25 protein-coding genes are annotated in these 25227 nt (G+C 67.9%); 16 read left to right on the plus strand and 9 right to left on the minus strand.

Annotation, left to right across the window (positions count from 1 at the left end):
* Nucleotides 1–7: 7 nt before the first annotated feature.
* Entirely contained in the window at nt 8–559 is a 552-nt protein-coding gene (locus IFJ75_RS16360) for a YbjN domain-containing protein (RefSeq protein ID WP_207869484.1), read from the plus strand.
* 201 nt (nt 560–760) lie between these two features.
* Here the strand turns inward: IFJ75_RS16360 and mdh are convergent, their stop codons facing one another.
* Nucleotides 761–1723 (minus strand): malate dehydrogenase, encoded by a 963-nt coding sequence (gene mdh, locus IFJ75_RS16365; protein WP_207869486.1) that lies wholly within the window; start codon nt 1721–1723, stop codon nt 761–763.
* Between the two features lie 227 nt (nt 1724–1950).
* Here mdh and IFJ75_RS16370 point away from each other — a divergent pair, with 227 nt between their 5' ends.
* Nucleotides 1951–3021, plus strand: a complete 1071-nt coding sequence (locus IFJ75_RS16370) for an SIMPL domain-containing protein (RefSeq protein ID WP_207869488.1) — start codon at nt 1951–1953, stop codon at nt 3019–3021.
* Here the strand turns inward: IFJ75_RS16370 and IFJ75_RS16375 are convergent.
* Entirely contained in the window at nt 2968–3795 is an 828-nt protein-coding gene (locus tag IFJ75_RS16375) for a sterol desaturase family protein (protein ID WP_207869490.1), read from the minus strand. The two genes, IFJ75_RS16370 and IFJ75_RS16375, sit on opposite strands and share 54 nt — an antisense overlap.
* A gap of 77 nt (nt 3796–3872) precedes the next feature.
* Between IFJ75_RS16375 and IFJ75_RS16380 the strand changes: the two genes are divergently transcribed.
* Both IFJ75_RS16380 and IFJ75_RS16385 read left to right on the plus strand, forming a co-directional pair.
* Nucleotides 3873–4286, plus strand: coding sequence for an HIT domain-containing protein (locus IFJ75_RS16380; protein WP_207869492.1), 414 nt, complete (start codon nt 3873–3875; stop codon nt 4284–4286).
* 128 nt (nt 4287–4414) lie between these two features.
* Complete coding sequence (locus IFJ75_RS16385) at nt 4415–5983, plus strand: GAF domain-containing sensor histidine kinase (protein WP_207869494.1); 1569 nt, start codon at nt 4415–4417, stop codon at nt 5981–5983.
* 6 nt (nt 5984–5989) lie between these two features.
* Here the strand turns inward: IFJ75_RS16385 and IFJ75_RS16390 are convergent, their stop codons facing one another.
* The 3 genes from IFJ75_RS16390 to IFJ75_RS16400 all read right to left on the minus strand — a co-directional run bounded on the left by IFJ75_RS16390 (nt 5990) and on the right by IFJ75_RS16400 (nt 8408).
* Nucleotides 5990–6871: a pirin family protein gene (locus IFJ75_RS16390; protein ID WP_207869496.1), complete on the minus strand. Its 882-nt coding sequence runs from the start codon at nt 6869–6871 to the stop codon at nt 5990–5992.
* Nucleotides 6872–7065: 194 nt separating this feature from the next.
* Nucleotides 7066–7689 (minus strand): methyltransferase family protein, encoded by a 624-nt coding sequence (locus IFJ75_RS16395; protein ID WP_207869498.1) that lies wholly within the window; start codon nt 7687–7689, stop codon nt 7066–7068.
* Nucleotides 7690–7814: 125 nt separating this feature from the next.
* Nucleotides 7815–8408 carry a hypothetical protein gene (locus IFJ75_RS16400; protein ID WP_207869500.1) on the minus strand — a complete coding sequence of 198 codons (594 nt, stop codon included), beginning with the start codon at nt 8406–8408 and terminating at the stop codon, nt 7815–7817.
* A gap of 216 nt (nt 8409–8624) precedes the next feature.
* Between IFJ75_RS16400 and sdhC the strand changes: the two genes are divergently transcribed.
* From sdhC to IFJ75_RS16440, 8 genes are all read left to right on the plus strand, one after another.
* Nucleotides 8625–9074 (plus strand): succinate dehydrogenase, cytochrome b556 subunit, encoded by a 450-nt coding sequence (sdhC, locus tag IFJ75_RS16405; protein WP_404822055.1) that lies wholly within the window; start codon nt 8625–8627, stop codon nt 9072–9074.
* Complete coding sequence (gene sdhD, locus IFJ75_RS16410; protein WP_207869502.1) at nt 9071–9475, plus strand: succinate dehydrogenase, hydrophobic membrane anchor protein; 405 nt, start codon at nt 9071–9073, stop codon at nt 9473–9475. The genes sdhC and sdhD overlap by 4 nt, the downstream gene beginning before the upstream one ends.
* Nucleotides 9476–9479: 4 nt before the next feature.
* The gene (sdhA, locus tag IFJ75_RS16415) at nt 9480–11264 is read left to right on the plus strand and encodes a succinate dehydrogenase flavoprotein subunit (protein ID WP_207869507.1); all 1785 of its coding nucleotides are present in this window, start codon (nt 9480–9482) and stop codon (nt 11262–11264) included.
* 1 nt (nt 11265) lies between these two features.
* Nucleotides 11266–12063 carry a succinate dehydrogenase iron-sulfur subunit gene (locus tag IFJ75_RS16420; RefSeq protein ID WP_207869509.1) on the plus strand — a complete coding sequence of 266 codons (798 nt, stop codon included), beginning with the start codon at nt 11266–11268 and terminating at the stop codon, nt 12061–12063.
* Between the two features lie 10 nt (nt 12064–12073).
* Nucleotides 12074–12385: a gamma-glutamylcyclotransferase family protein gene (locus IFJ75_RS16425; protein ID WP_207869511.1), complete on the plus strand. Its 312-nt coding sequence runs from the start codon at nt 12074–12076 to the stop codon at nt 12383–12385.
* Nucleotides 12386–12437: 52 nt separating this feature from the next.
* Entirely contained in the window at nt 12438–12758 is a 321-nt protein-coding gene (locus tag IFJ75_RS16430) for a 2Fe-2S iron-sulfur cluster-binding protein (RefSeq protein WP_207869513.1), read from the plus strand.
* Nucleotides 12759–13574 carry a kinase gene (locus IFJ75_RS16435; protein ID WP_207869515.1) on the plus strand — a complete coding sequence of 272 codons (816 nt, stop codon included), beginning with the start codon at nt 12759–12761 and terminating at the stop codon, nt 13572–13574.
* 61 nt (nt 13575–13635) lie between these two features.
* Complete coding sequence (locus tag IFJ75_RS16440; RefSeq protein ID WP_207869517.1) at nt 13636–13965, plus strand: PilZ domain-containing protein; 330 nt, start codon at nt 13636–13638, stop codon at nt 13963–13965.
* Here the strand turns inward: IFJ75_RS16440 and IFJ75_RS16445 are convergent.
* The gene (locus IFJ75_RS16445; RefSeq protein ID WP_207869519.1) at nt 13962–14969 is read right to left on the minus strand and encodes an acyl-CoA thioester hydrolase/BAAT C-terminal domain-containing protein; all 1008 of its coding nucleotides are present in this window, start codon (nt 14967–14969) and stop codon (nt 13962–13964) included. The two genes, IFJ75_RS16440 and IFJ75_RS16445, sit on opposite strands and share 4 nt — an antisense overlap.
* A gap of 149 nt (nt 14970–15118) precedes the next feature.
* On the opposite strand from IFJ75_RS16445, the gene IFJ75_RS16450 reads away from it, so the two are divergent.
* Nucleotides 15119–16009 carry a LysR family transcriptional regulator gene (locus IFJ75_RS16450; protein ID WP_207869521.1) on the plus strand — a complete coding sequence of 297 codons (891 nt, stop codon included), beginning with the start codon at nt 15119–15121 and terminating at the stop codon, nt 16007–16009.
* 155 nt (nt 16010–16164) lie between these two features.
* On the opposite strand, the gene dapF is transcribed toward IFJ75_RS16450, so the two are convergent.
* A complete protein-coding gene (gene dapF, locus IFJ75_RS16455; protein WP_207869523.1) occupies nt 16165–17010 on the minus strand; it encodes a diaminopimelate epimerase in 846 nt (281 codons plus the stop codon).
* A gap of 274 nt (nt 17011–17284) precedes the next feature.
* On the opposite strand from dapF, the gene IFJ75_RS16460 reads away from it, so the two are divergent.
* The 3 genes from IFJ75_RS16460 to IFJ75_RS16470 all read left to right on the plus strand — a co-directional run bounded on the left by IFJ75_RS16460 (nt 17285) and on the right by IFJ75_RS16470 (nt 22773).
* Entirely contained in the window at nt 17285–18088 is an 804-nt protein-coding gene (locus tag IFJ75_RS16460; protein WP_207869525.1) for a potassium channel family protein, read from the plus strand.
* 166 nt (nt 18089–18254) lie between these two features.
* Nucleotides 18255–20444 carry a prolyl oligopeptidase family serine peptidase gene (locus IFJ75_RS16465; RefSeq protein ID WP_207869526.1) on the plus strand — a complete coding sequence of 730 codons (2190 nt, stop codon included), beginning with the start codon at nt 18255–18257 and terminating at the stop codon, nt 20442–20444.
* Nucleotides 20445–20592: 148 nt separating this feature from the next.
* Nucleotides 20593–22773, plus strand: a complete 2181-nt coding sequence (locus tag IFJ75_RS16470; protein ID WP_207869528.1) for a prolyl oligopeptidase family serine peptidase — start codon at nt 20593–20595, stop codon at nt 22771–22773.
* A gap of 201 nt (nt 22774–22974) precedes the next feature.
* Here the strand turns inward: IFJ75_RS16470 and IFJ75_RS16475 are convergent, their stop codons facing one another.
* Nucleotides 22975–23310: a GIY-YIG nuclease family protein gene (locus tag IFJ75_RS16475; RefSeq protein ID WP_207869530.1), complete on the minus strand. Its 336-nt coding sequence runs from the start codon at nt 23308–23310 to the stop codon at nt 22975–22977.
* Between the two features lie 223 nt (nt 23311–23533).
* Complete coding sequence (locus IFJ75_RS16480) at nt 23534–25096, minus strand: helicase HerA-like domain-containing protein (RefSeq protein ID WP_207869532.1); 1563 nt, start codon at nt 25094–25096, stop codon at nt 23534–23536.
* Nucleotides 25097–25227: the final 131 nt, after the last annotated feature.

Genomic DNA, 25227 nt, shown 5'->3' on the forward strand with positions numbered 1-25227 from the left:
ATTTCCGATGACCGTTCTCGCCGCCGCCCTGTCGGCCCTCGCCCTGTCCGTCACCCCGGTGAGCCAGACTGCGCCCGCTGCGGCGCCCGCCGCCGCACCCGCCGCCACCCCGCGCCCGGCCGTGCTCGGCGTTTCCCCGGCCGCCGTGATCGCCTGGCTCAACAGCCAGGGCGCGACCGTCGGGGCGATCCAGACGGATCAGGGCCGCCAGTATGTCCGCGTCGACGCCGACGGCCTGGCCTGGCTGTTGTTCTTCCAGTCCTGCGAGAACGGCCTGTGTTCGGACGTCCAGTTCACCACCGCGGTGTCCAACGCCGCCGTCACCCCCGACGTGATCAACGGCTGGAACCGCGACCGCCGCTTCCTCAAGGCCATCTATGAGGCGCCCGAGGGGACCGGCCTGCCCTCGGCCGTGGTCCAGTACGACGTCCTGCTCGGAAACGGGGGCCCGGAACAGCTGGCCGACCACCTGTCGATCTGGCGCGGCCTCCTGCCCGAATTCGCCCGCCTGACCACCGGCGCGGGCGCAGCGGCGGCGGCCCCCGCTCCGGCGAACTAACGTTCACCTCTCCGTCGCCGAAGGGCGATGGAGAGGACAGATCGGCGCGCAGCGGCGATCAGGACAGGGCGACACCTCTGCCTGAGGTCCAGATACGAAAAAGGGGCGACCGGCCAAGACCGCGTCGCCCCCTCCTGATCGCTTCGCGATCTGTCCTCCCCATTCGCCTTCGCGAATGGGGGAGGTGACCGCGCCCCTTTATCAAGCCAGCGAAGGCTCCAGATCCTTGCAGGACTGGATCAGGCCCTGGACCGAGGCGACCGACTTCTCGAACATCGCCTTTTCCTCGTCGTTGGTGGTGAACTCGACGACCTTCTCGACGCCGCCGGCGCCGATCAGGGCCGGAACGCCGACGTAGAGGTCCGACAGACCATATTCGCCCGACAGCCAGACGGCGCAGGGCAGGACGCGCTTCTGGTCCAGCAGATAGGACTTGGCCATCGCGATCGCGCTTTCGGCCGGGGCGTAGAAGGCCGAACCGGTCTTCAGCAGGGCGACGATCTCGCCGCCGCCCTTGCGGGTGCGGGTGACGATGGCGTCCAGATCGGCTTGCGACAGGAAGCCGGCGGCGACCGCGTCAGGCAGGGGCAGGCCGCCGACGGTCGAGTGACGCACCATCGGGACCATGTCGTCGCCGTGGCCGCCCAGGGTCCAGGCGTGGATGTCCTGCACGGAGACGCCGGTCTTTTCCGACAGGAAGTAGGCGAAACGGGCCGAGTCGAGCACGCCGGCCATGCCGACGACCTTCTCCTTGGGCAGGCCCGAGAATTTCTGCAGCGCCCAGACCATGGCGTCGAGCGGGTTGGTGATGCAGATGACGAAGGCGTTCGGGGCGTGGGCCTTGATGCCTTCGCCGACGGCCTTCATGACCTTCAGGTTGATGGAGACCAGGTCGTCGCGGCTCATGCCGTCCTTGCGCGGCACGCCGGCGGTGACGATGCAGACGTCGGCGCCGGCGATGTCCTCATAGGCGTTGGCGCCCTTCAGCGCGACCGACGAGCCGAACACGGCGGTGGCTTCGGCGATGTCCAGAGCCTTGCCCTGGGGGGTGCCTTCGGCGATGTCGAACAGGATGACGTCGCCCAGCGCCTCGCGCGCGGCCACATGGGCCAGGGTGCCGCCGATCATACCGGCGCCGATGAGGGCGATCTTCGCGCGAGCCATAGGCAAGTCTCCGTTTTTGGGTGGCCTGAGGCGCTGGGCGCTATTTGAGGCCGGGGGTGGTTGGCCGTCTGCCTGGGAGCGGCTTCGGGCCGGTTTGCAGTTGCGAGAGGAAATCTTTGCGCGGCGGTCTAGACCTGTGGACGGGCCTCGGCAAGGTCCGGGGTTTACGACCTTCACGGTGACTGCGAGGGTGCCCGGATAACGAGAGTGAAACGGGAGAGACGCCGATGCGTAAAGTGACCGCCGCCCTGATCGTCGCGACCCTCGCCGGGATCGCCGGGATCGCCGCTCCCGCCTCGGCCCAGACCCCGCCCGCCACCATCGGCCAGCAATATGTCCCGGCGCCCTGGTGGATGCGCGATCCCGTCATCGCCTCCATCGGCAGCGTCCGCGTCGAGATCCCGGCCAACCGCGCCGGCTTCAGCGCCAGCTTCCAGTCCATCGAACGCAGCGCGACCGAATCCTCGCGCAAGGCCGCCGATCAGGTCCGCGCCCTCAGCCAGGCGCTGGCGGCCTATGGCGTCGACAAGGTCCGGGTCGAGACCCGGCTGACCACCCGCCCCCTCTATGAGCAGTACCGCGACGAGGCCGGGGTGATGCGCGACAACGTCCGCCCCGACAAGATCAACCGCTACCAGACCGAGGCCTCGGTCCAGCTGACCCTCCGCGACACCGCCCTTCTGGAACGGGTCTATGCGACTGTCGTCGCCAGCCAGCCGATGTCGATCAGTTCGGTCAATTTCCGGCTTGAGCCCGAGAACGTCTGGAAGACCAATCTGGCCGCCGAAGCCATGAAGGACGCCCGAAGCCGCGCCCTGGCGGCCGCGACCAACGCCGGGGCCTCGCTCGGTTCGGTGCGGGTCATTGACCCGACCGGCCGCGCCTGCGAGACCGACGTCCTCGCCGGCTGGCCCTCCTACACTGCGGGCGGCGGTCAGGAGACCACGGTCGATCGGGATGTGGTGGTCACGGGCTCGCGGATGGCCGCCCCGCCCCCGCCCTATGTCGCTCCCCGCCGCCGCCGCCCCCCCGGCGCCGGGTCAGGCGCCCAGCGAGGAGGCCATCGAGGCCGCGCGTCTGGCCCTGCAGCCGCCGCTGCAGACCCTCACCGACAACGCCTGCGTGGTCTACGGGTTGAACTGAGCATCCCGTCAGGCCGTCATCCTCGGGCTCGTCCCGAGGACCCAAGGTTCAGCGGCGCGGACAGGGACGGTCGGCGACGACCTTGCCGCCCGTACTCACCCTCAACGGATCGGGTCGGGTTCCGCCATGGGTCCTCGGGACGAGCCCGAGGATGACGGAGCAGGGGCAGCGGTCGCTTTGAACGGATACGCCAGCTGGCCGAGGAAGTCCCTGGGCACCGGGTCCTCGACGCCGTAGCGTTCGGGCAACCGGCCCTTGGGCAGGCGGAAGCTGCCGAACAGATGGTCGTAGAAGGCGAACAGGGCTGCGAAATTGCGGTCATAGGCCTCGCGCTGATCCGCATGGTGCCAGTGGTGGAAGGCGGGCGAGCCCAGCACATGCCTCAGTGGCCCGAAGTCGATCCGCACATTGGCGTGCAGCAGATGGGCATGGGCCTGATAGACGAGGGCGTAGAGGGCCAAGGGGCCGGGCGAGAAGCCCAGCAGGATCGCCGGACCCGCCGCCGCCGTCGAAAAGAGCAATTGCTCCACCGGATGCACCCGGTGCGAGGCAGCCCAGTCCAGATGCTCGCTCGAATGATGCACGGCGTGGAACCGCCACAGCGCCGGGACCGCGTGGGAGATGCGGTGGATCCAGTAGACCCCGAGGTCGGACAGCAGCAGGATTTCGACGAACTGAAGCCAGTGGGGCTGGGACCGGATCGCCCCGGCGATCGCTTGCGGAACCGCGTGGACCCTCAACAGGCTCAAGGCCACCCCCACCGCGAAGATGCCGATACTGATCAGCCAGCCGCCGATGAAGGTGTGCAAGAGGTCTGTGGTCCAGCCCGGCCGCAGCACCCGCTGGCTCCGGTCGCGCGGGATCAGCCGCTCCAGCAGGATGAAGGCGGCGCCCAGGCCGATCACGAGAGCGAGGTCCTTCAGCGTCATCCGCCCAGGATGACCGATCGTCCTTGCGGGCCGATTAAGGCCCTGCCGAATTCCTCGCCCGCCGTTAGGATGGGCCCATGACCTTCCAGACCGACCCGCGCCTGATCGCCCATTCCGCCGCCGTCGCCGCCTGGCCCCTGTGCGACGTGCGGCTGATGGACGACGCCCGCTTCCCCTGGCTGGTGCTGATACCGCGCGTCGCCGACGCTTCCGAGCTGGACGACCTGTCCCCGGCCGACCGCCCCGTCCTGATGGCCGAGATGATCCGCGCCGGAGAGATGGTCCGCCGCCTGGGCGAGGCGATGGACCTAGAGGTGCACAAGGTGAACACCGCGGCGCTGGGCAATGTCACCGCCCAGCTGCACGTCCATGTCGTCGGTCGCCGCCGCGACGACCCCCTCTGGCCCGACCCCATCTGGGGCCGCGACGGCCGCACCGCCCTGGGCGATCTTCGGCTGGCGGAGCTCGCCGACCTCGCGGCAGGGCTGTGAAAGCGTGGCCTTATAACCAAAGTTAGTAGCCGCTCAGCGTTCCACCTGACCTAGATTTTACGATTGAGTGTCAGGTTCAGACCGTGCCCCAAAGTATCTTCGAACCCGCATCCGGTGATGACAGCGCCATGGGCCGTCTGGTCCGGACGGCGTGCGCCCTGTTTTCGGCGCCCGTGGGCCTGTGCTCCATCTTCGTCGACGACCGGGTCGCCCAGCGCACCCTGATCGGCCTGCCCGGCTTCCCGACATCCCCCGTCGGCGTCGTCCCCTTCAGCCCGACCCGGCTGCTGATCGCCGAGGGTCCGGGCGCCCTGCTGCTGATCGAGGACGGCCTGACCGACCCGCGCGTCAAGGATCTCGATCTGGTCAAGGGCGACAAGGGCCTGCGCTTCTACGCCGGGGCCACGGTCTCGGATCGCTCGGGCAAGGCCGTCGGCTCTTTCGGCGTGATGGACTTCAAGCCGCGCCCGCCCCTGAGCGCCGAAGAGATCGACCACCTGCGCCGGTTCGCCGTCATGGCCGGGGATCTGTTCGAACTGGAACGCGACGAACGCGCCGCCTCGGCCAAGCGCGAGACCCTGGAGCTGGCCGAGTCCATGGCCGGCGTCGGTCACTTCAGCGTCGATGTGACGACCGGTCAGGTGACCTGGTCCGACGAGGTCTATCGCATCCACGGGCTCCAGCCCGGGACGGTCGATCCCACCCTGCATTCGGCCATCGGCGCCTATAATCCCGAGGACGCCGCCGTGGTTCGGGCCTTGGTCGACCGGGCCCTCAGAACCGGGACAGGTTATGACGCTACCCTCCGCATCACCCGTGCGGACGGGCAGGAGCGCACCACCCGCTCCAAGGCGCGCTGCGAGATGGACGCCGAGGGCCGGCCGGTGCGCCTGTTCGGCGTCTTTCAGGACATCACCGAGACGGTCCAGGCCCAGACCGCCCTGATCGAGGCCCGGGACGCCGCCGAGGCCGCGACCCGCGCCAAGTCCGACTTCTTGGCTAACACCAGCCACGAAATCCGCACCCCCCTGACCTCGATCATCGGCTTTTCCGCCTTCCTGCAGTCCAGCCCGACCCTGACCGACAAGGAGCGGCACTACGCCACCCGCATCTCGGCCGCCTCCAACGCCCTTCTGGGGGTGATCAATGACGTGCTCGACTATTCCCGGCTCGAGGCCGACGCCTTCGAGCTGGACCCGGCCCCGTTCGATCCCCGGCTGATGGCCGAGGGGGCCGTCGCCATGATCGCCGAACAGTGCCGCGAGAAGGGCCTCGATCTGGATCTCGACATCGCCGACGCCCTGCCCCACGCCATGGTCGCCGACGAGGGCCGGGTGCGTCAGGTGGTGCTCAACTTCCTGTCCAACGCCATCAAATTCACCGAGACGGGCCGGATCGGCCTCAGCCTTCAGGCCAGGGATGCGGGACTGCGCGTCGAGGTGACCGACACCGGCATCGGCGTCTCGCCCGAGGCGGTCGACCGGCTGTTCGACCGCTTCACCCAGGCCGACAGCTCGACCACCCGCCTCTATGGCGGCACCGGCCTGGGCCTGGCCATCTCGCGCCGGCTGGTAGTCATGATGGGCGGCCGGATCGGGGTGGACAGCACCCCCGGCCACGGCTCGACCTTCTGGTTCGAGATCCCGCTGGAGCCTGCAGCTGCGGAAGCGGCGCCCCTGCAGATGCAGGCCGGATAGAGCCGATCAAACCCTCGGCGGCGGTCCGAACTTGCCGGCGTTATAGTCGGTGATGGCCTGGATGATCTCCTCGCGGGTGTTCATCACGAAGGGGCCGTGGCTGGCGACCGGCTCGGCGATCGGTTCGGCATGACCCAGCAGGATCACCGCGTCCGAGGTCGCCTCGATCTTGACCGTATCCCCGTCGCCGAGCGCGATCAGATTCCACGGCTCGACCGGCGTCCCGCCGACCGAAATCTTGCCCGCCACGACATAGAGAAACACCGTCCGGCCGCGCGCCATCGGCGCCTCGAACACCCCGCCCGCCTTGAACTTCAGAACCGCCAGCTGGATGTCGATCAACGACTGGATCGGCGCGTTCACATCGCCCCACACGCCGGAGACCGGCTCGACCGTCACCCGGCCTTCGTCGGTGGTGAAGCTCGGAATATCCGCCGCCTGCAGTCCGACATAGTCCGGCTTCGTCATCTTCAGCCGCGACGGCAGATTGACCCAGAGCTGCAGGATCTCCATCGGCCCGCCGTCGCGCTTGAAGGCGGCCGGCGACAGTTCGGCATGGATCAGGCCCGACCCGGCCGTCATCCACTGGATGCCCCCGGCCTTGATGATGCTCTCCCCGTCGGCGGAATCGTTGTGCGCCAGCTCTCCGTCCAGAATGAAGGTGACGGTCTCGAACCCCCGGTGCGGGTGCGGCCCGAACGGCAGGCCCCGGTTGTTCGGCGGATAGACCTGAGGCCCGTGGTGATTGAGGAACAGGAAGGGATCCATCTGCTCCAGCCCCGGCCCGGGCACCGGACGGCGGGTCACCAGATCGCCGATGTCGTCCCGCAAGGCGGGATGCTGGCGAACGACGGGACGAATGACGGGGCGAACAACAGGATCGGTCATTCGCCACATCTAGTGTGGCGGATCATAGATGGCTAGTCCGCGCTCAAGCAGGGAGGCGCCGCGCCGAGTGATAGCGCTCAAAAAGGGGAGCCCGGGCTCAAGCAGCGGGCGACCGCGTCGTAAGCGATAGCGCCAAAACCGCGCTCAAGCAGCGAGCGACCGCGTCGCGAGCGGTAGCGCCCAAAAGAAAGAGCCTACCAGATTCCCGGGATCAGCCGGTACTTCACCTTGGCGGCGTGTTCCTGATAAGCCGGGTCCTGCATCAGGATGCGCTCCTCGGCGTAGATGCGCAGCACTTCGAACACCAGCCAGACCGACAGCAGCACGGCGTTCCAGCTGCTCGGGTTGACCGCGAAGGCGCCGATATAGGTGACCAGATAGCCCAGATACATCGGGTGGCGGACGGCGGCGTACAGGCCCGAACGCTTGACCCCTCGGTTGGCGGCGACGACGCCGAAGCTGCGGCGCAGCGACAGCTTGGCGCCGACACTGATTAGCAGGCCCGCGGCCATCAGCATGGCCCCGCCGCTCCAGCCGCCGCCCGTGGGCTGATAGAGCATCGGCAGGGCGGTCCCCAGGACCCCCGTCAGCCAGTCGACCGGCCTGAGGCTGATCGCTTCCGTGCCGCGCCGGAACAGGACCATCACCGCGATCATCCCCTCGGAGAGGATGAACAGGATATTGGCCGGCTTGGCGGCCAGATCGCCGACGAACCGGTGCACCATCATGAGGTAGAGCACCACGATGGCGATACGCTCGGCGCCGTCGAGCAGCCGTGACATGGTCAGGCGGCTGATTTTCAGGTCGATGCTGGTCATGACCGCAGGATGCCGCCAACGTCCTTGCCGCCCCCTTAAGAACCGCTTTTAAATCCGCCGGTTATAACCAAGGTTAGGTCGCGCAACCGAAACGCGTAACGTGGTTACCGCTACGCTTGGGATTTTCAGCCCGGGCGGGTCAGTGAAACCGCCTGATCGCGGCCCAGACCGCTCAGGCTTCCGGTCCAGCCCTGACCGGCCTGTCGCAGGCGCAGCCTGACGGCGCGCCCACCCACCGAGGCCTCGATCACCGTCTCTTCGCCGTTCCGGGTCACGGACTCGACCGGGGCGGTCGAGCGGGTCTGATCGTTCAAACTCAGAGCGCCTTCGACGGGCTTCGACGATCCGCGATCCGACAGAACCAGATCCAGCACCGGCCGGCCGTCGGCGCCGGTCGCCGTCCAGACCCCGTCCAGCGACCCCATCCGGGCGTCGGCCGAGGCCCGGGCGCGGTTGACCGCCGCGACATAGCCGATCTCGCCGGACGAACGAATCTGTTCGTAATTGCCCTGATAGGCCTCGACCGCGACCGGTCCGGTGATCGGGCGGCTGCGGATCGGACGGTTGACGTCCCCTTCCTCGACCTGACGTCCGAAATCGGACGGCGGCTCGTAAGGGCGGACCACGGGGGCGGCATAGACCTCGCTCGAGGCCGCCTGGGCATAGGCGGTTTCCTGACCCGACAGGCCTGAAACACCGGCGATCATGAGGGTAAGCAACAGCATAGGCCCACGATGCGGATCGCGGGCGCACATGGCTAGCGTGGAAGCGGCAACACGCGAAAACGTGATCGGTTCCGCCCTCGGGACACGGCGTCGCACTTTTTCTTGCCGCAGTGCGGCGCCCGTCGCGTTGACACCCCCTGACGGGGGGTCCTAAAGCCACTCCCATAAACGGTGAAAGCCTGAATTCACAGGGTTTTGAGAACCATTCGCATGTCGAACACCCCCGACTCGACCGGTCACGACGACCGGTACGTCCTCCAGCCCAACGGCCGCCCGCGCCCCATGTCGCCCCACCTCCAGGTCTGGCGCTGGCACGTCACCATGGCGGCCTCCATCCTGTTCCGGGTGACCATCGGCGCCGCCAGCGTCGCGGCCGTCCTGCTGGTCGGCTGGCTCGGCGCGGTCGCCTTCGGGCCGGACGCCTTCGCCCGTATCGGCGCTTGCCTGGCCACGCCGCTGGGCCTGTTCGTCGGCTTCGGCCTGACGGTGGTGCTGTTCTCCTTCCTGCTGAACGGCGCCCGCCACCTGATCAACGACGCGGGTCAGGGCCTGACGCTCAAACCTGCAAACCTGCTGTCCAACATCGCCGTCTGGGGCCCGGTCCCGTTGGCGGTCGCCTTCTTCGCCCTCCTGTTCGCCACCGGAAGGATCTCGCTGTGAGTCATCCCGCAAAGTTCAGGAACGGGGTCAAGATCTCCGAGCGTCACGGCGCCGGCGAATGGACCCTGGAAAAACTCTGCCTCGCCGCCCTGATGCCGCTCGGCGTCTGGGTCGCCTCGACCGCCTTCACCCTGACGGGCGCGAGCTACGAGACCGTCGTCGCCTGGTTCGCCGGCAAGCTGAACGCCGGGCTGGCCATCGCCACGGTCCTGATCTTCTGCCTCTTCGGCGCCCTGGCCTGGAAGGTCATCGTCGAGGACTACATCCACAAGCCCGGGACCAAGGGGCTGCTCGTCGGCCTTCTGAACCTGGCCTTCTTCGTGCTGGCCGCGGCCGGCGTCTTCTTCATCGTGCGTCTGGCGCTGGGCTCGGCCCCGCTCCCCGCCGGTATCGGAGCCTGATCGCGTGACGGACCTGAAATTCATCGACCACGAATACGACGTCGTCGTCGTCGGCGCCGGCGGCTCGGGCCTGCGCGCCGCCCTCGGCGCCGCCCAGCAGGGCCTGAAGGTCGCCTGCGTCACCAAGGTCTTCCCGACCCGCTCCCACACCGTGGCGGCGCAGGGCGGCATCTCCGCCTCGCTCGGCAACATGGGCGAGGATTCGTGGAAATGGCACATGTACGACACCGTCAAGGGGTCGGACTGGCTGGGCGACCAGGACGCCATCGAGTATCTGGTCCGCGAGGCCCCCAAGGCCGTCTATGAGCTCGAGCACTGGGGCGTGCCCTTCTCGCGCACCGACGAGGGCAAGATCTACCAGCGCGCCTTCGGCGGCATGACCCGCAACTACGGCGAGGGCCCGGTCCAGCGCACCTGCGCCGCCGCCGACCGCACCGGCCACGCCATCCTGCACACCCTGTACGGCCAGTCGGTCCGTCGCGAGGTGAAATTCTTCATCGAATACTTCGCCCTGGACCTGATCATGCAGGACGGCGTCTGCACGGGCGTCACCGCCTGGAAGCTGGACGACGGCACCCTGCACCAGTTCCGCGCCAAGCTGGTCATCCTCGCCACCGGCGGCTACGGCCGCGCCTATTTCTCGGCCACCTCGGCCCACACCTGCACCGGCGACGGCAACGCCATGGTGCTGCGTGCCGGCCTGCCCCTGCAGGACATGGAGTTCGTGCAGTTCCACCCGACCGGGATCTACGGCTCGGGCTGCCTGATCACCGAGGGCGCCCGCGGCGAGGGCGGCTATCTGACCAACTCCGAGGGTGAGCGCTTCATGGAGCGCTACGCTCCGTCGGCCAAGGACCTCGCCTCGCGCGACGTCGTTTCGCGCTCCATGACCATGGAGATCCGCGAAGGCCGCGGCGTCGGTCCCAAGAAGGACCACATCAACCTTCACCTCGACCACCTCGATCCCAAGATCCTGCACGAGCGCCTGCCCGGTATCTCGGAAAGCGCCAAGATCTTCGCCGGCGTCGATGTGACCAAGGAGCCGATCCCGGTCATCCCGACCGTCCACTACAATATGGGCGGCATCCCCACCAACTATCACGGCGAGGTCCTGACCAAGGTCGGCGACAACGCCGACACCGTGGTCAAGGGTCTAATGGCCGTCGGCGAGGCGGCCTGCGTCTCGGTTCACGGCGCCAACCGCCTCGGCTCGAACTCCCTCACCGACCTGGTTGTCTTCGGCCGCGCCGCGGGTCTGCGCGCCGGCGAGATCGTCGACAAGGCCGCCCCGGTCCCGGCCGCCCCGCCGGAAGCCACCGCCCCGCACCTAGCGCGCCTCGAGCGCTTCCGCAACGCCAACGGCTCGACCTCGACCGCCCATCTGCGGGCCGAGATGCAGGCCGCCATGCAGTCGGACGCCGCTGTCTTCCGCACCGGCAAGACCCTGGACGAGGGCGTCGCCAAGCTGCGCGACATCCACGCCCGCTCGGCCGACATCAAGACCACCGATCGCGGCCTGATCTGGAACACGGATCTGGTCGAGACCCTGGAATACGACAACCTGATCGACCTGGCGCTCGTGACCATCGAGGGCGCGGCCAACCGTCAGGAAAGCCGCGGCGCGCACGCCCGCGAGGACTTCCCCGACCGTCACGACGACGAATGGATGAAGCACACCCTGGCCTGGAAGGTCGCCGGCGAGCCGGTCAAGATCGACTACCGCCCGGTCCACACCTACACGATGTCCGACGAGATCGAGTACATCAAACCCAAGGCGAGGGTTTACTGAGATGGCTGAATTCACTCTTCCCATTGGATCGCGCCCCAGGAAGGGCAAGGTCTACAAGGCCGCCCCGGGCGCCAGGAACGTCAAGACCTACAAGGTCTATCGTTACGACCCGAACGTCGATCAGAACCCCAGCTGGGACGAATACCAGGTGTCGTCGGACGACCACGGCCCGATGCTGCTGGACGCCCTGATCCACATCAAGAACGAGATCGATCCGACCCTGTCGTTCCGGCGCTCGTGCCGCGAGGGCATCTGCGGCTCCTGCTCGATGAACATCGACGGGCGCAACACCCTGGCCTGCACCAAGGGCTGGGACGAATGCTCGTCCTCGACCATCGCCATTTCGCCCCTGCCCCACCAGCCGGTGGTCAAGGACCTGGTGACGGACCTGACGCTGTTCTACGCCCAGTACGACTCGATCAAGCCCTACCTCCAGTCGGACGAGCCCGATCCGACCACCGAGCGGCTGCAGTCGCCGGCGGACCGGGCCAAGCTGGACGGCCTGTACGAGTGCATCCTGTGCGCCTGCTGCTCGACGTCCTGCCCCAGCTACTGGTGGAACGCCGGCGAGTATCTCGGCCCGGCGGCCCTGCTCCAATCCTACCGCTGGATCTCCGACAGCCGCGACGACGCGACCCAGAGCCGCCTCGACGACCTTGAGGATCCGTTCAAGCTCTACCGCTGCCACACCATCATGAACTGCGCCCAGGTCTGCCCCAAGGGGCTGAATCCGGCCAAGGCCATCGCCGAAACCAAGAAGCTGATGGTGGCGCCGGACCGCAAGAAGACCGCGGCCTGATCCGACTGAAATGACCGGGGTCCTGCTGTTCGCCTATGGCACGCTGCAGGACCCCGCGATCCAGATCGCCCACTTCGGGCGCCCGCTGACCGGCGACCCCGACCGCCTCGACGGCTTCACCCGCTCCACGCTCACCGACGGCGACGCCGTCTATCCCGTCCTGATCCCCGGCGGCCCGGCCCCCACCCCGGTCGAGGGGGTGGTCTTCGAGATCACGCCAGCCGACCTCGCCGCCGCAGACGCCTATGAAGGCGACCTCTACCGCCGCATCCGCGTCCGCCTCGCCTCGGAAATCGAGGCCTGGGTCTATGTCGCGGCCTGACACACCGATCCGGGTGCTTTGCCTCTCTCCCGACCCTTGCTAAGACCCCGCCATGGCCAAGATCACCTATATCCAGCACGACGGCGACCAGCAGACCGTCGAGGTCAAGAATGGCCTCTCGGTCATGGAAGGCGCGATCCGCAACAACGTCCCGGGCATCGACGCCGACTGCGGCGGCGCCTGCGCCTGCGCCACCTGCCACGTCTATGTCGACGCCGACTGGCTGCAGGAGGCCGGCAAGGCCAGCGCCATGGAGGAATCGATGCTGGACTTCGCCGAGAACGTTGAGCCCAACTCCCGCCTGTCCTGCCAGATCCGCGTCTCGGACGCGCTCGACGGCCTCGTCGTCCGCCTGCCGGAAAGCCAGCACTAGGTGATCGATCCCCGGCTCGAGGCGACCGCCCGGGCCCTGATCGCGACCCATGTTCGACCTTCGTCAGAAGAGGTGGGCCACATCCCCCTGATCGGGATCGCCGGGGCGCAGGGCTCCGGCAAGACCACCCTCGCCCGCGCGCTTGCCGCCTCGCTGAACGGCGTCCAGCTGTCCCTCGACGACGTCTATCGGACGAAGGCGGAGCGTCAGGCCCTCGCCCGCGACCTGCATCCGCTGCTGGAGACGCGCGGTCCGCCCCTGACCTACGACCTCCACCTTCTGTCCGCGACCGTCGCGGCGCTCCGGGCCGCCGGTCCGGACACGACCACGCCCCTCCCAGCCTTCGACAAGCGCGCCGACGACCGGCTCCCCATCGACCAATGGCCTGTCTTCACCGGCCGCCCCGCCGTCATCCTGATCGACGGCTGGTGCCTCGGCGCGCAGGCCCAACCGGAGGCCGACCTCGCGGAATCCATCAATGATCTGGAGCGTGACCGCGATCCCGACGGCCGCTGGCGGCATCTGGTCAGTGATGCACTAGCAGGCGACTACGCCCGCGCCTTCTCAGCCTTCGACGCCATCCTCTTCCTCAAGGCCCCGTCCTTCGACGTGGTTCTGGACTGGCGCTGCCAGCAGGAGGCGGAGCTGATGGGCCTCGATCTCGACGCCCTGCCCGCCCCCGACCGCGCCCGCATCGCCCGCTTCATCCAGGTCTTCGAGCGCATCACCCGGTCCATGCTGGCCGGCGGGATCGCGGCCGAGGCCACGGTAACCCTCGACGCACATCGGGCGGTAACCACTCTGCGCCAAGGGTAGGGCTTCAGGCGCCGCCGGGAGGGCTCGGCGACCTGGATCAAGAGTTGAGCGTTCAGTACCCATGACTATCCAGCAGGAAGACCGCCGCCTCGAGCCGCGCCGGCCCAGTCACGCTCGGGGCGTGGTTCTGGCCTCCGGCTTCGAACTCGGCTGCGTCATCGTCGATACCTCCAGCAACGGCATGAAGCTTCGGCTCGACCGCCAGATGGCCCTGCCCTCGCCCGTCATCGTCGTCGATATCGCCGCCGGCACCGCCTGCGAGGCCGACACGGCCTGGACAAAAGGCGCCGAGACCGGCCTCAAATGCCGCAACCAGACCTCCCTGCGCGGCCTGGTCCCCGCCCGTCTCGCCGCCGCGCGAGACGCCTGGCGCCGTGCGGGCGGGCGCTAGAGTTTCAAACTCTCCGCCAGAAACGCCGTGATCCGCGGCCAGGCGTCCAGACGCGCCGTCGCATTGGCCTCGGGCGTCCCGCCGCTTCGCGGATCGGACCTCGGACCCCCGTCGCCCCCGACCAGATCATGGCCCGCCTCCGGATAGATCAGGGTCTCGGTCTTCAGCCCAGCCTTTTCGCGCGCCGCGACGATCCCCTGCGCCTGCCGCGCCGAGTTCCACTGGGCGTCGCGCCCGCCCGCGATCAGCATCAGGGCGCCCGGATAGTCCTCGACCGGGATCCGCGCCGCCGCCTCCCGCTCGGGATGGTCGGCGCGGCCGTTCTCATGGATGGCCCTCAGGTCCGCCTTGCCAGGCCCGGCCATCAGCCCCTCGACGAAGCCGCGATAGGGCATGAAGGCCAGCGGCCGCCCCGCGAATGAAAACGACGACCGCGTTCCCTCGGCCTCGACCATCTCCAGACCCCAGCCCTCCCAGACCAGATCGCTGGGCGTATAGGCGACCACGGCGTCGATCCACGAATAGCGGCTGGCCGCGATCAGGGCGAACTCCGAGCCCTTGGAGGCCGCGAACAGGCCGAACCGTTCGACGTCGGCGGTCGGAAAGGCTTTCAGCGCCTCACGCAACTCGCCGATCTGGTCGATACGGATGTCGATGAAACTGCCCGGCAGGTCCGGGTACTGCGGCGGCGGCGCGTATTCGCCCCAGTTCGGGGAGTAGTAGGGCAGGCTGACCGTCGCATAGCCCATCCGCGCCAGAATCGGCCCGAACCGCTTGCCGCCCTCATCGCCGCCGTCGGCCCCGGCCAGAATGACCGCCACCGGTCGGGCCTCCTCGCCCGGCAGGCTGTAGAGCACCGCATGGGGGAAGCCCGGGATCGGGGTCTCGACCACCGCCTGGGCGGCGGCCTGAACCGGTTCGGCGCGGGCGGGCGCGGCCAATCCGGCCCCAAGGGTCAGGCCGGCGGAAACGGCGAGAGCGAGGACGGCGCGGTGACGGATCATCGTGGGTCTCCCGGCGGACCATCCGCCTTTCCCTCCCAAGTCGTCGCCGGACATCCGACTGGATGCAGACCTGCCCGAAACTTCCCCGGCCGCGCTTGATCGTGCGATGATCCGACCAACGCCGCCGCCTTCATCCGGATTTTCGAACAATGAAGCCTTCGCTCGACGATCTGGCCCTGCTGGTCTCGGTGGCGCGCCATCGCGGCTTCCGGCGCGCGGCGGCCGAGCACGGCCTGTCGCCGTCCAGCCTCTCGGAGCGCATCCGGGCGCTGGAGGACGGGCTCGGGACCCGGCTCCTGAACCGCACCACCCGCAGCGTCTCCCCGACCGAGGCCGGAGAGGCCCTGATCGCCCGCGTCGGTGGGGCGCTCGAGGATCTGGATCTGGCGCTCGCCGCCACCGGCCTGCCCTCCGACGAACCCGTGGGGCGTCTGCGCATCAACGCCCCGGGCGCGGCCGAGATCGCCCTGGGCCCCCTGATCGCCCCCTTCCTCGCCGCCCATCCGGGCGTGCAGCTGGAGCTGGTGGTCGACGACGGTTTCACCGACGTCATCGGGGCGGGCTTCGACGCCGGGGTCCGTTATGGAGAGAGTCTCGACAAGGACATGATCGCCGTGCCCCTCGGCGCGCCCGAACGCTTCGTCCTCGTCGCCGCCCCTTCACTTCTGGAACGGGTCGGCACGCCCGACAGTCCCGAAGCGTTGGCCGCCCTGCCCTGTATCCGCATGAAACTGCCGGGCGGGGTCGTGGTCTGGGAGTTCGAGAAGGACGACCGGGTCATCCGCATCCATCCGGAGGGCGCCTTCACCGTCACCGACCGCATCCTCGCCGCCCGCGCCGCCGTCGACGGCCTCGGCTTTCACGCCACCTTCTCGGCCTGGGCGGAGGCCGACATCGCGGCGGGTCGTCTGGTGTCCCTGTTCGAGGACTGGCTGCCGCCGTTCGAGGGCCCCTTCCTCTACTACCCCTCGCGCCGCCACCCGCCCCCGGCGCTCGCCGCCTTCGTCAGTTGGTTGAGAGTACGTCAGCGCGAGAGCTAAACATATAAATCCGTCATCCTCGGGCTTGTCCCGAGGACCCATTGTTCAACACAGCCGGACAGAGACGGCGGACGCTGCAGCATCACCAGACGCGATCAACATCCCGCGCGCGGAAGTCTGGGTCCTCGGGACAAGCCCGAGGATGACGGGTGGATTTAGAACGGCAGCCCGCCCGTCCGTTCGACCTCGACCGGGCCGGTCATGAAGACGTGGTCGGTGGCCTCATCCCAGTCGATGACCACCTCACCGCCGTCCATGACCACCGTGGCCTTGCGGTCGGTCAGGCCACGCCGCGCCGTGGCGACGAGCGCCGCGCAGGCGCCGGTGCCGCAGGCCCTGGTCAGGCCCGCGCCCCGCTCCCACACCCGAAAGCGGATCCGGTCGCGCGCCTCGACATGGGCGAAGCCGACATTCACCGCTTCGGGAAACAGCGGATGGTGCTCGATCAGCGATCCCGAGCCGCGCACGAAGGCGTCGTCGGGCGTATGATCCATGAAGAAGACGACGTGCGGATTGCCCATCGAGACCGCGCCGGGCGTATGCAGCACCGGCGCGTCGATCGGCCCGATCTGCAGCTCGATGCCGCGCGTATCCATCTCTTCCGACAGGGGGATCTGGCGCCAGTCCAGCCGCGGCGCCCCCATGTCGACGGTGATCCGGAATTCGCCGAGCCCATCGTTCGGCTTCGATGCGACCGCCGGTCCACCCAGGGTGTCGATAGTCACCGTGTCCGCTCCGGACGCCTGCATCAGCATCCAGCCGACGCAGCGCAGGGCGTTGCCGCAGGTCTCGACCGCCGAGCCGTCACTGTTCCACACCCGCATGAAGGCGTCGCCGGTCTCCGACGGCTCGATGGCGATCAGCTGGTCGAAGCCCTCGCCCGTGTCCCGGTCGCCCAGCGCGCGCACCTGTTCCGTCGTCGGCGTAAAGGGCCGGTCGAGCGCATTGACCACGACGAAGTCGTTGCCGGCGCCGTTCATCTTGACGAAGGGACGGGTCATTTCGGCCGGTATATACGCATGGTGAAGCCGGTTCCCAAATCGCTCCCCTTCTTTCGTCATCCTCCGGCAAGCCGCATCTTCGCGGCGCAGACCGGGGGACCCAGCGGCGCGCGCGAGCGCGAACCTGCCGCGAGCGGAGCCTTTCGGCATCGCGCCTGAACAGATCGCCTTCGGCGCCGCTGGGTCCCCCGGTCTCCCTCCGCTTGCGCGAAGGTCGCCGGAGGATGACGAAAGGAGAGGTGCTGTTTGTCGCGACGCGCGTTATCGCTGCTTCATGGCCGAACCGACCGCCCCTTCGCACAAGCATCACGGCCTCCGGATCAAGGCCCGGCTGCGCTACCTCTATCACGGCGACAGCCTGACGGCGGTGCGGTTCCGGCTGGCGGTGATCCTGGTCGATCTGGCCATCATCGCCTTCTTCGTCGCGGCGCCCATCCTCAAGGCCCACGGCCGGGCCTTCTATACGGTCGACTACTGCATCGCCGCCCTGTTGATCCTCGACCTGGCAGCGCGGATCACCGCCTATTCGGACTGGAAGGACTGGTTCCGGCGACCGATCAACTGGGTTGATCTGGTCGTGCTGGGGTCGCTGCTGGCCCCCGCCTGGGCCGTCAACCTCGGCTTCCTGCGTATCCTCAGGCTCTGGACCCTGCTCAACTCCGACATGTTCTGGCGCACCATCGGACGTCGGTTCGACGATACCCGCGTCGAGGAGATCACCCGCGCCCTGTCGGCCCTGGTCACCTTCGTTTTCGTGGTGACCGGCTTCGTCTACACCACCTTCCGGGGCCGTCACGACGGCATCAACGGCTATCTGGACGCCCTGTATTTCACCGTCGCCACCCTGACCACGACGGGCTTCGGCGACATCACCCTGCCGGGCGCGTGGGGGCGCATCCTGTCCATCTCCGTCATGCTGATCGGCATCACCCTGTTCGTGCGCCTGGGACAGGCCCTGCTGCGGCCGCACAAGGTCCGCTTCCCCTGCGACAAATGCGGCCTGCAGAAGCACGACCCCGACGCCGTCCACTGCAAGGCCTGCGGTCACCTGCTCTGCATCCCCGACGACGGCGACTGAGCGTCGCAGCCTGCGCTCAAGCAGCGAGGCAGAGTTTATCCTCGGGCCGACCCCAGGTCGTAACCGGGGGCGAGCCGAGCGTTAGCGCCTTCCAGAATGAACAATCCGTAACCTTGTCGGGCACATCTCCACCGCTAAGGTGCCGCCACCTTCAAGAAGTTCCCATATGATGCGCTCGCTGGCCTCGGCCGCCGTCCTCCTCGCCGCAACCGGAATGACCACCGCCGCCATGGCCCAAACGACCGCTCCCGCTTCCGCATCCGCGCCTCTCGCCAATCCCCCGATCCCCGAGGGCGGCTTCGCCACCTCGGACGCGACCGATCCGTATCTGTGGCTGGAAGAGGTCGACGGCGCCCGCGCCATGGAATGGGTCAAGGCGCACAACGAACGCAGCCTCGGCATCCTGCAAGGCGATCCGCGCTACGAGCCCCTGCACCAGCAGGCCCTGGCCATCGTCCAGTCGAAGGACCGCATCCCGGCCCCGGGCTTCAACCACGACGGCACGATCACGAACTTCTGGCAGGACGCCGACCATGTTCGCGGCGTCTGGCGCAAGACCACGCTGGACAGCTACCGCTCCGAGACCCCGCAATGGGAGACGGTGCTCGACTTCGACGCCCTCGCCGCCTCGGAAGGCAAGAACTGGGTCTACAAGGGCGCCTCCTGCCTGCCGCCGGACGAACGCCTCTGCCTCGTTTCCCTGTCCGACGGCGGCAAGGACGCCGTGGTCGTGCGCGAGTTCGACAGCGTCTCGAAGACCTTCGTGGAGAACGGTTTCTCCCTGCCCGAGTCCAAGGGCGGCGCCTCGTGGATCGACGCCGACACCCTGCTGATCTCGCGCGATTTCGGCCCGGGCACCCTGACCACCTCGAACTATCCGATGATCGTCAAACGGCTGACGCGCGGCCAGACCGTCGATCAGGCCGAGACCGTCTTCACCGGCCAGCCCTCGGACGTCTCGGTCTCCGGCTATGCGCTCCGCGACGCCGACGGGGTGATCAAGGCGACCCTGATCAACCGCGCCGTCAACTTCTATGAGAGCGAAACCTTCCGCCTCAACGCCGACGGCTCCACGACGAAGCTGGAGCTGCCCGCCAAGTCCGACATCAACGCCCTGGTCCAGGGCCAACTGATCGTCTCGATGAAACAGGACTGGACCGCCCCGTCCGGCCAGACCTTCCTGACCGGCGACGTCATCGCCTGGAACCTCGACGCCTGGCTGGCCGATTCGAAGACCCAGGCGAAGCTGGTCATCCGCCCGACCGAACGTCAGGCCATCGAGGGCCTGACCGCCACCCGCAACAAACTGGTCGTGGCCCTGTTCGACAACGTCCGGGGCGGGATCGAGGTCTATGACCCGTCCGACTGGAGCCACAGCCGCATGGACCTTCCGCGCAACGTCACCGTCGGCGTCGGCTCGGCCAGCGAGACCGACGACCGCCTGTTCGTCTCCGTCGCCGGCTATCTGAACCCGTCCAGCCTCTACCTCGCCGACGCCGCCACGGGCGCCGCCGCCGTGGTCAAATCCCTGCCGGCCAAGTTCGACGCCACCGGCATGCAGGTCGACCAGTTCGAGGCCCGCTCGGCCGACGGGACGATGATCCCCTATTTCGTGGTCCACAAGTCGGACATCCCGATGGACGGCTCCAACCCGACGCTGCTCTACGGCTACGGCGGTTTCGAGAACTCGCTCCTGCCCGGCTATTCGGCGACCGTCGGCAAGCTGTGGCTCGAGCGCGGCGGCGTCTATGTCGTGGCCAATACGCGCGGCGGCGGCGAGTTCGGACCCAAATGGCACGATGCGGCCCTGCAGGAGAACCGCCACAAGGCGCATGAGGACTTCCAGGCCGTGGCGCTGGACCTCGAGGCCCGCCACATCACGTCGCAGCCCAAGCTCGGCATCATGGGCGGCTCGCAGGGCGGCCTGTTCATGGGCGCCATGCTGACCCAGCGCCCGGACCTGATCAACGCCGCCGTCATCCAGGTCCCCCTGTTCGACATGCTGCGCTTCAACAAGCTGCTGGCCGGCGCGTCCTGGCAGGGCGAATACGGCAATCCGGACGTCCCCGAAGAGCGCGCCTGGATCCAGGCCTATTCGCCCTACCAGAACCTGCGCGCGGGCATGAACTACCCCGAGGTCTTCATCCACACCTCGACCAAGGACGACCGCGTCCACCCGGGCCACGCCCGCAAGGCCGCCGCCCGCCTGGAAGAGCTCGGCTATCCGGTCCTCTTCTACGAAAACACCGACGGCGGCCACGCGGCCGGAGCGAATCTGCTGGAAACCGCCCGCCGGATCGCGCTGGAATACACCTATCTGACCCGTCGCCTGATGGATCAGCCGGCGCAGCAGTGATCTGAATTCCGTCATCCTCGGGCTCGTCCCGAGGACCTATGGGTCGACACACGCGGTCGATGACGGCAACCGGGGTGCGAAACCGGCAGCGGTCGGGTCGCGGAAACATGGGTCCTCGGGACAAGCCCGAGGATGACGGAGTTTAAAGATGCGTAGTCTCGTTCTGACCCTGTCGGCGGTCCTGCTCGCGACGACGGCCACCACAGCCCTCGCCCAATCGACCCCGCCCCACATGCCGCGCGACCTGTCCCCCGCCGGGGTCCGCGCCGCCGACGAGCATCTGGCGCTGGAGGAGGTCAACGGGACCGAGGCCATGGCCTTCGTCGCCTCCGAGAACGAGAAGAGCCTCAAGGCCCTGACCGGCGACCGCCGCTACGAGCCCTTCCGCCAGCAGGCCTTCGACATCCTGTCGGCGACCGACCGGATCGCGGCCCCGTCGTTCCTCGGCGACGGCATCGGAAACTTCTGGCAGGACGCGACCAATCCCAAGGGCCTGTGGCGGCGCACGACCCTGGCCTCCTACCGCTCGGCGACGCCCGACTGGGAGACCCTGATCGACATCGACGCCCTGTCGAAGGCCGAGGGCAAGGACTGGGTCTGGAAGGGCGCCGACTGCCTGCCGCCCGACGAGACCCGCTGCCTGATCTCCCTCTCCGACGGCGGCAAGGACGCTGTCGTGGTCCGCGAGTTCGACACCACGACCAAGGCCTTCGTCGATCCTGTCTCGGGGGGCGGCTTCGTCCTGCCCGAGGGCAAGCACCGCATCGAATGGCTCGACAAGGACACGCTTCTGGTCGCCACCGACTTCGGCCCCGGCGCCCTGACCGAGAGCGGCTATCCCTTCATCGTCAAGGGTCTGCGCCGGGGTCAGGGTCTGGATCAGGCCGTCGAGATCTTCCGCGGCGCCGCCTCGGACGGCGGCTACGGCGTCAGCCCGCGCGCCTTCCGCAACGGCGCGGGCGAGCTTCAGGCCGTCATCGTCTCACGCCCGCTCGACACCTTCCGCCAGGAAACCTGGCTGATCGACGGCGCCAAAACCATCAAGCTCGGCCTGCCGGAAAAGGTCAGCATCCACGGCATGATCGACAACCGGCTGGTCTTCACCCCGGATCAGGACTGGACCCGGCGCGGCAACACCCGCACCGCCGGTTCGCTCCTGGCCGTCAGCCTCAACGTCCTGCGCCCGCCGACCGACGGCAACATCTTCATGTCGACCGAATCCGACATCGTCCTGGTTCCGACCCCGCGCCAGTCGATCGAGGAGGTGGCGGTGATGGACGAGAAGATCGTCGCCACCGTCTATGACAACGTCATCGGCCATGTCGTCTCGTTCAACAACAACGCCACCCGGCCCTGGACCCAGACCGTCCTCCCGGCCGCCGACAACGCCGCCGTCCATCTGGGCGCGTTCGACCGCAAGTCGGGCCGGATCTTCTACAGCTTCGAAGGCTTCCTGACCCCGCCGACCCTGGCCATCGCCGACCTGAACCAGTCGACCGCCAATGTCATCCGCTCGGCCCCGGCCCGCTTCGACGCCTCCAGGGACGTCGTTGAACAGTTCGAGGCCACCTCGTCCGACGGGACGAAGATCCCCTATTTCGTGGTCCGTCCCAGGGACGCCCCGATGAACGCATCGACGCCGACGATCATGTTCGGCTACGGCGGCTTCTCCATCGCCTATCCGCCCGCCTACAAGCCCGAGATGGGCAAGCTGTGGCTCGAGAACGGCGGCGCTTTCGTCATCGCCAACATCCGCGGCGGCGGCGAGTTCGGTCCCGCCTGGCACGACGCCGCCCTGCGTGACCACCGCCAGCTGGCCTTTGACGACTTCGCCGCCGTGGCCCGCGATCTGGAAGAGCGCCGCATCACCTCGCCGCGCCGCCTCGGCATCTACGGCCGCTCCAACGGCGGGGTCCTGACCTCGGTCTCGATCACCCAGCATCCGGAGCTGTTCAATGCGGCGGTCATCGAAAGCCCCCTGATCGACATGCTGCGCTATTGGGAACTGCCCGCCGGCGCCTCCTGGATCGGCGAATACGGCGACCCGCGCGTCCCCGCCGACGCCGCCTTCATCGCCCGCTATTCCGGCTACCAGAACCTGCGCCGAGGAGCGGACTACCCCCGCCTCTACATCACCACCAACACCCGCGACGACCGCGTCCACCCGGGCCATGCGAGGAAGTTCGCCGCCCGTCTCGGCGACATGGGCTACGACCACCTCTATTACGAAGAGACCTCCGGCGGTCACTCCAACGACGCCGACCCGGTCGCCAATGCCCGCCGCTGGGCCCGGCACTATGTCTATCTGGCGCAGCAGTTGATGGATTGAGGTTCTAGATAACCGTCATCCAAACCCCGTCATCCTCGGGCTTGTCCCGAGGACCCACGGTTCAGCAAGGCCGGACAGGGACGGTGAAACGCCGCCACATCCCCACACACGATCAAAATTCCACACGTGGACGCATGGGTCCTCGGGATAAGCCCGAGGATGCCGGAATTGGGGGGGGACGGCAGTGGCGAGGGCGAAACCTTATTCGTCCGTCGGCCCGTGCTTCCACACCGGCGGACGATCCCAGTTCGCGGCCAGATCCTCCCAGTGCGGATTGTCCCGCTCGATCAGATTGATCTTCCAGTCGCGGACATAGTGTTTGATCCGCTTCTCGCACCGGATCGCCGAGGTCATGAATTCGAACGGCTGCAACCAGACAAGCCGCGTCAGCCCATGGTCCGACGTGAACCCTCCGAACGTCCCGTCACGATGCTGCCGACAACGCGCATGCAGATTGCTGGTCACACCGACATACAGCGTCCCGCGCGGCGCGTTGGTCATGATGTAGGTCGCGATGAAGACCCGTTCCCGTTTCATCGGCGGACGCTGAACCACCCATGATTGCAATTCAACGCCTAAACCCGTCATCCTCGGGCTCGTCCCGAGGACCCATGCTTCAACATGGCGGGACAGGGACGGTGAAACGCTGACCTGTGCCCACACCCGATCAGCATTCCGCACGCGGACGTATGGGTCCTCGGGACAAGCCCGAGGATGACGGAATTTGGGATTACGGAATTGGGATGAGCGGTGAGTGGGATCACCGCCGCTTCAAACTGCCCAGCAGCCCGCGCAGCAGCTCCCGGGTGATCGTCGAACCCGCCGTCCTCAGCACCGACTTTGTCATGGCCTCGATCGGCGTCTCGCGCGTCGAGCGGCGCGGGGCGGCGCGGGGCGCGGGGGCCTGACGCGGCGCGGCTCGTGCGGCGGCGCGGTCCGCCTGGGCCTGGGCCTTCTCCGCCTGGGCCTGAGCTTTCGCCTCGGCCTTCGCGGCTTCCTCCGCATCGGCGGCCTGATCGGCGGCGGCGTGGCGGGCGGCCAGCACCTCTTCCGCCGACTCGCGGTCGATGGCGGTGTCATAGACCCCGGCGACGGGGCTGGCGGCCATGACCGAGGCGCGTTCGGCGTCGGTCGCGGGGCCGAGGCGGCTGTCCGGCGGGCGGATCAGGGTGCGGGCGGTAATCGACGGCGCCCCCTTCTCGTCCAGCACGGAAACCAGCGCCTCGCCGGTGCCCAGGGCCTGGATGGCCTCGGCCGTATCGAAGGCCGGATTGACGCGGAAGCTCTCGGACGCCGCCTTCAGCCCGCGCTGATCGGACGGCGTATAGGCGCGCAGCGCGTGCTGCACCCGGTTGCCCAGCTGGGCCAGGACGCTGTCGGGGATGTCGGCCGGGTTCTGGGTGATGAAATAGATCCCCACCCCCTTGGACCGGATCAGCCGCACCACCTGCTCGACCTTTTCCAGCAGGGGCTTGGGCGCATCCCTGAACAGCAGGTGCGCCTCGTCGAAGAAGAAGACCAGCTTCGGCCTCTCCGGATCGCCCACCTCGGGCAGCTGTTCGAACAGCTCCGACAGCAGCCACAGCAGGAACGCCCCATAGAGGCGCGGGCTGTTCATCAGCCTGGTCGAATCGAGCACATTGACCTGGCCCCGGCCGTCCAGACCCGTGCGGATCATGTCGGTCAGGCGCAGGGCCGGCTCGCCGAAGAAGGCGTCGCCGCCGTCCTGTTCCAGCTGCAGCAGGGCGCGCTGGATCGAGGCGATCGAGGCCGGGGCCACATTGCCGACCTCGCGCCCGATTCGGGCGGCGTTCTCGGCCACGTAAGTCAGCATCGAGCGCAGGTCGTCGAGGTCCAGCAGCAGCAGCCCCTCCTTGTCCGCCACGTGGAAGGCGACGGTCAGCACCCCCTCCTGCACATCGTTCAGATCCAGCATCCGCGCCATCAGCAGCGGCCCGATCTCGGACACCGTCGCCCGCACCGGATGCCCTTTCTGGCCATAGAGGTCCCAGAACACCGTCGGCGCCGCCTTCGGGTTCAGCGTCAGCCCCATCCCCGTCGCCCGGGCGATCAGCTTCTCGCTCGGCGCGCCCGGCTGACAGATGCCCGACAGATCGCCTTTCACATCGGCGCAGAAGACGGGCACCCCGGCCTCGGAAAACCCTTGCGCGAGGATCTGCAGCGTCACCGTCTTGCCCGTCCCCGTGGCGCCCGCGATCACGCCGTGCCGGTTGGCCCTCTGCCACAACAGGATCTCCGGGACCCCGGCCCCCGTGTCATTGGACTGGCCCATGAACAGGCCGGTAGCAGGCAGATCGGACATCGAGGCGTCTCCAGTGTTCTGACTCGATTAGCGCAGCCTTTCACCGCGTAAAAGCGTTGGCGGATCAAGCTTTGCGGAACGTCATCCCATCGGGGCCGATCCTCCCCAATCCTCATTGACGCGCCGTCCCC

Source organism: Brevundimonas goettingensis (assembly GCF_017487405.1).
Classification (GTDB): Bacteria; Pseudomonadota; Alphaproteobacteria; order Caulobacterales; family Caulobacteraceae; genus Brevundimonas; species Brevundimonas goettingensis.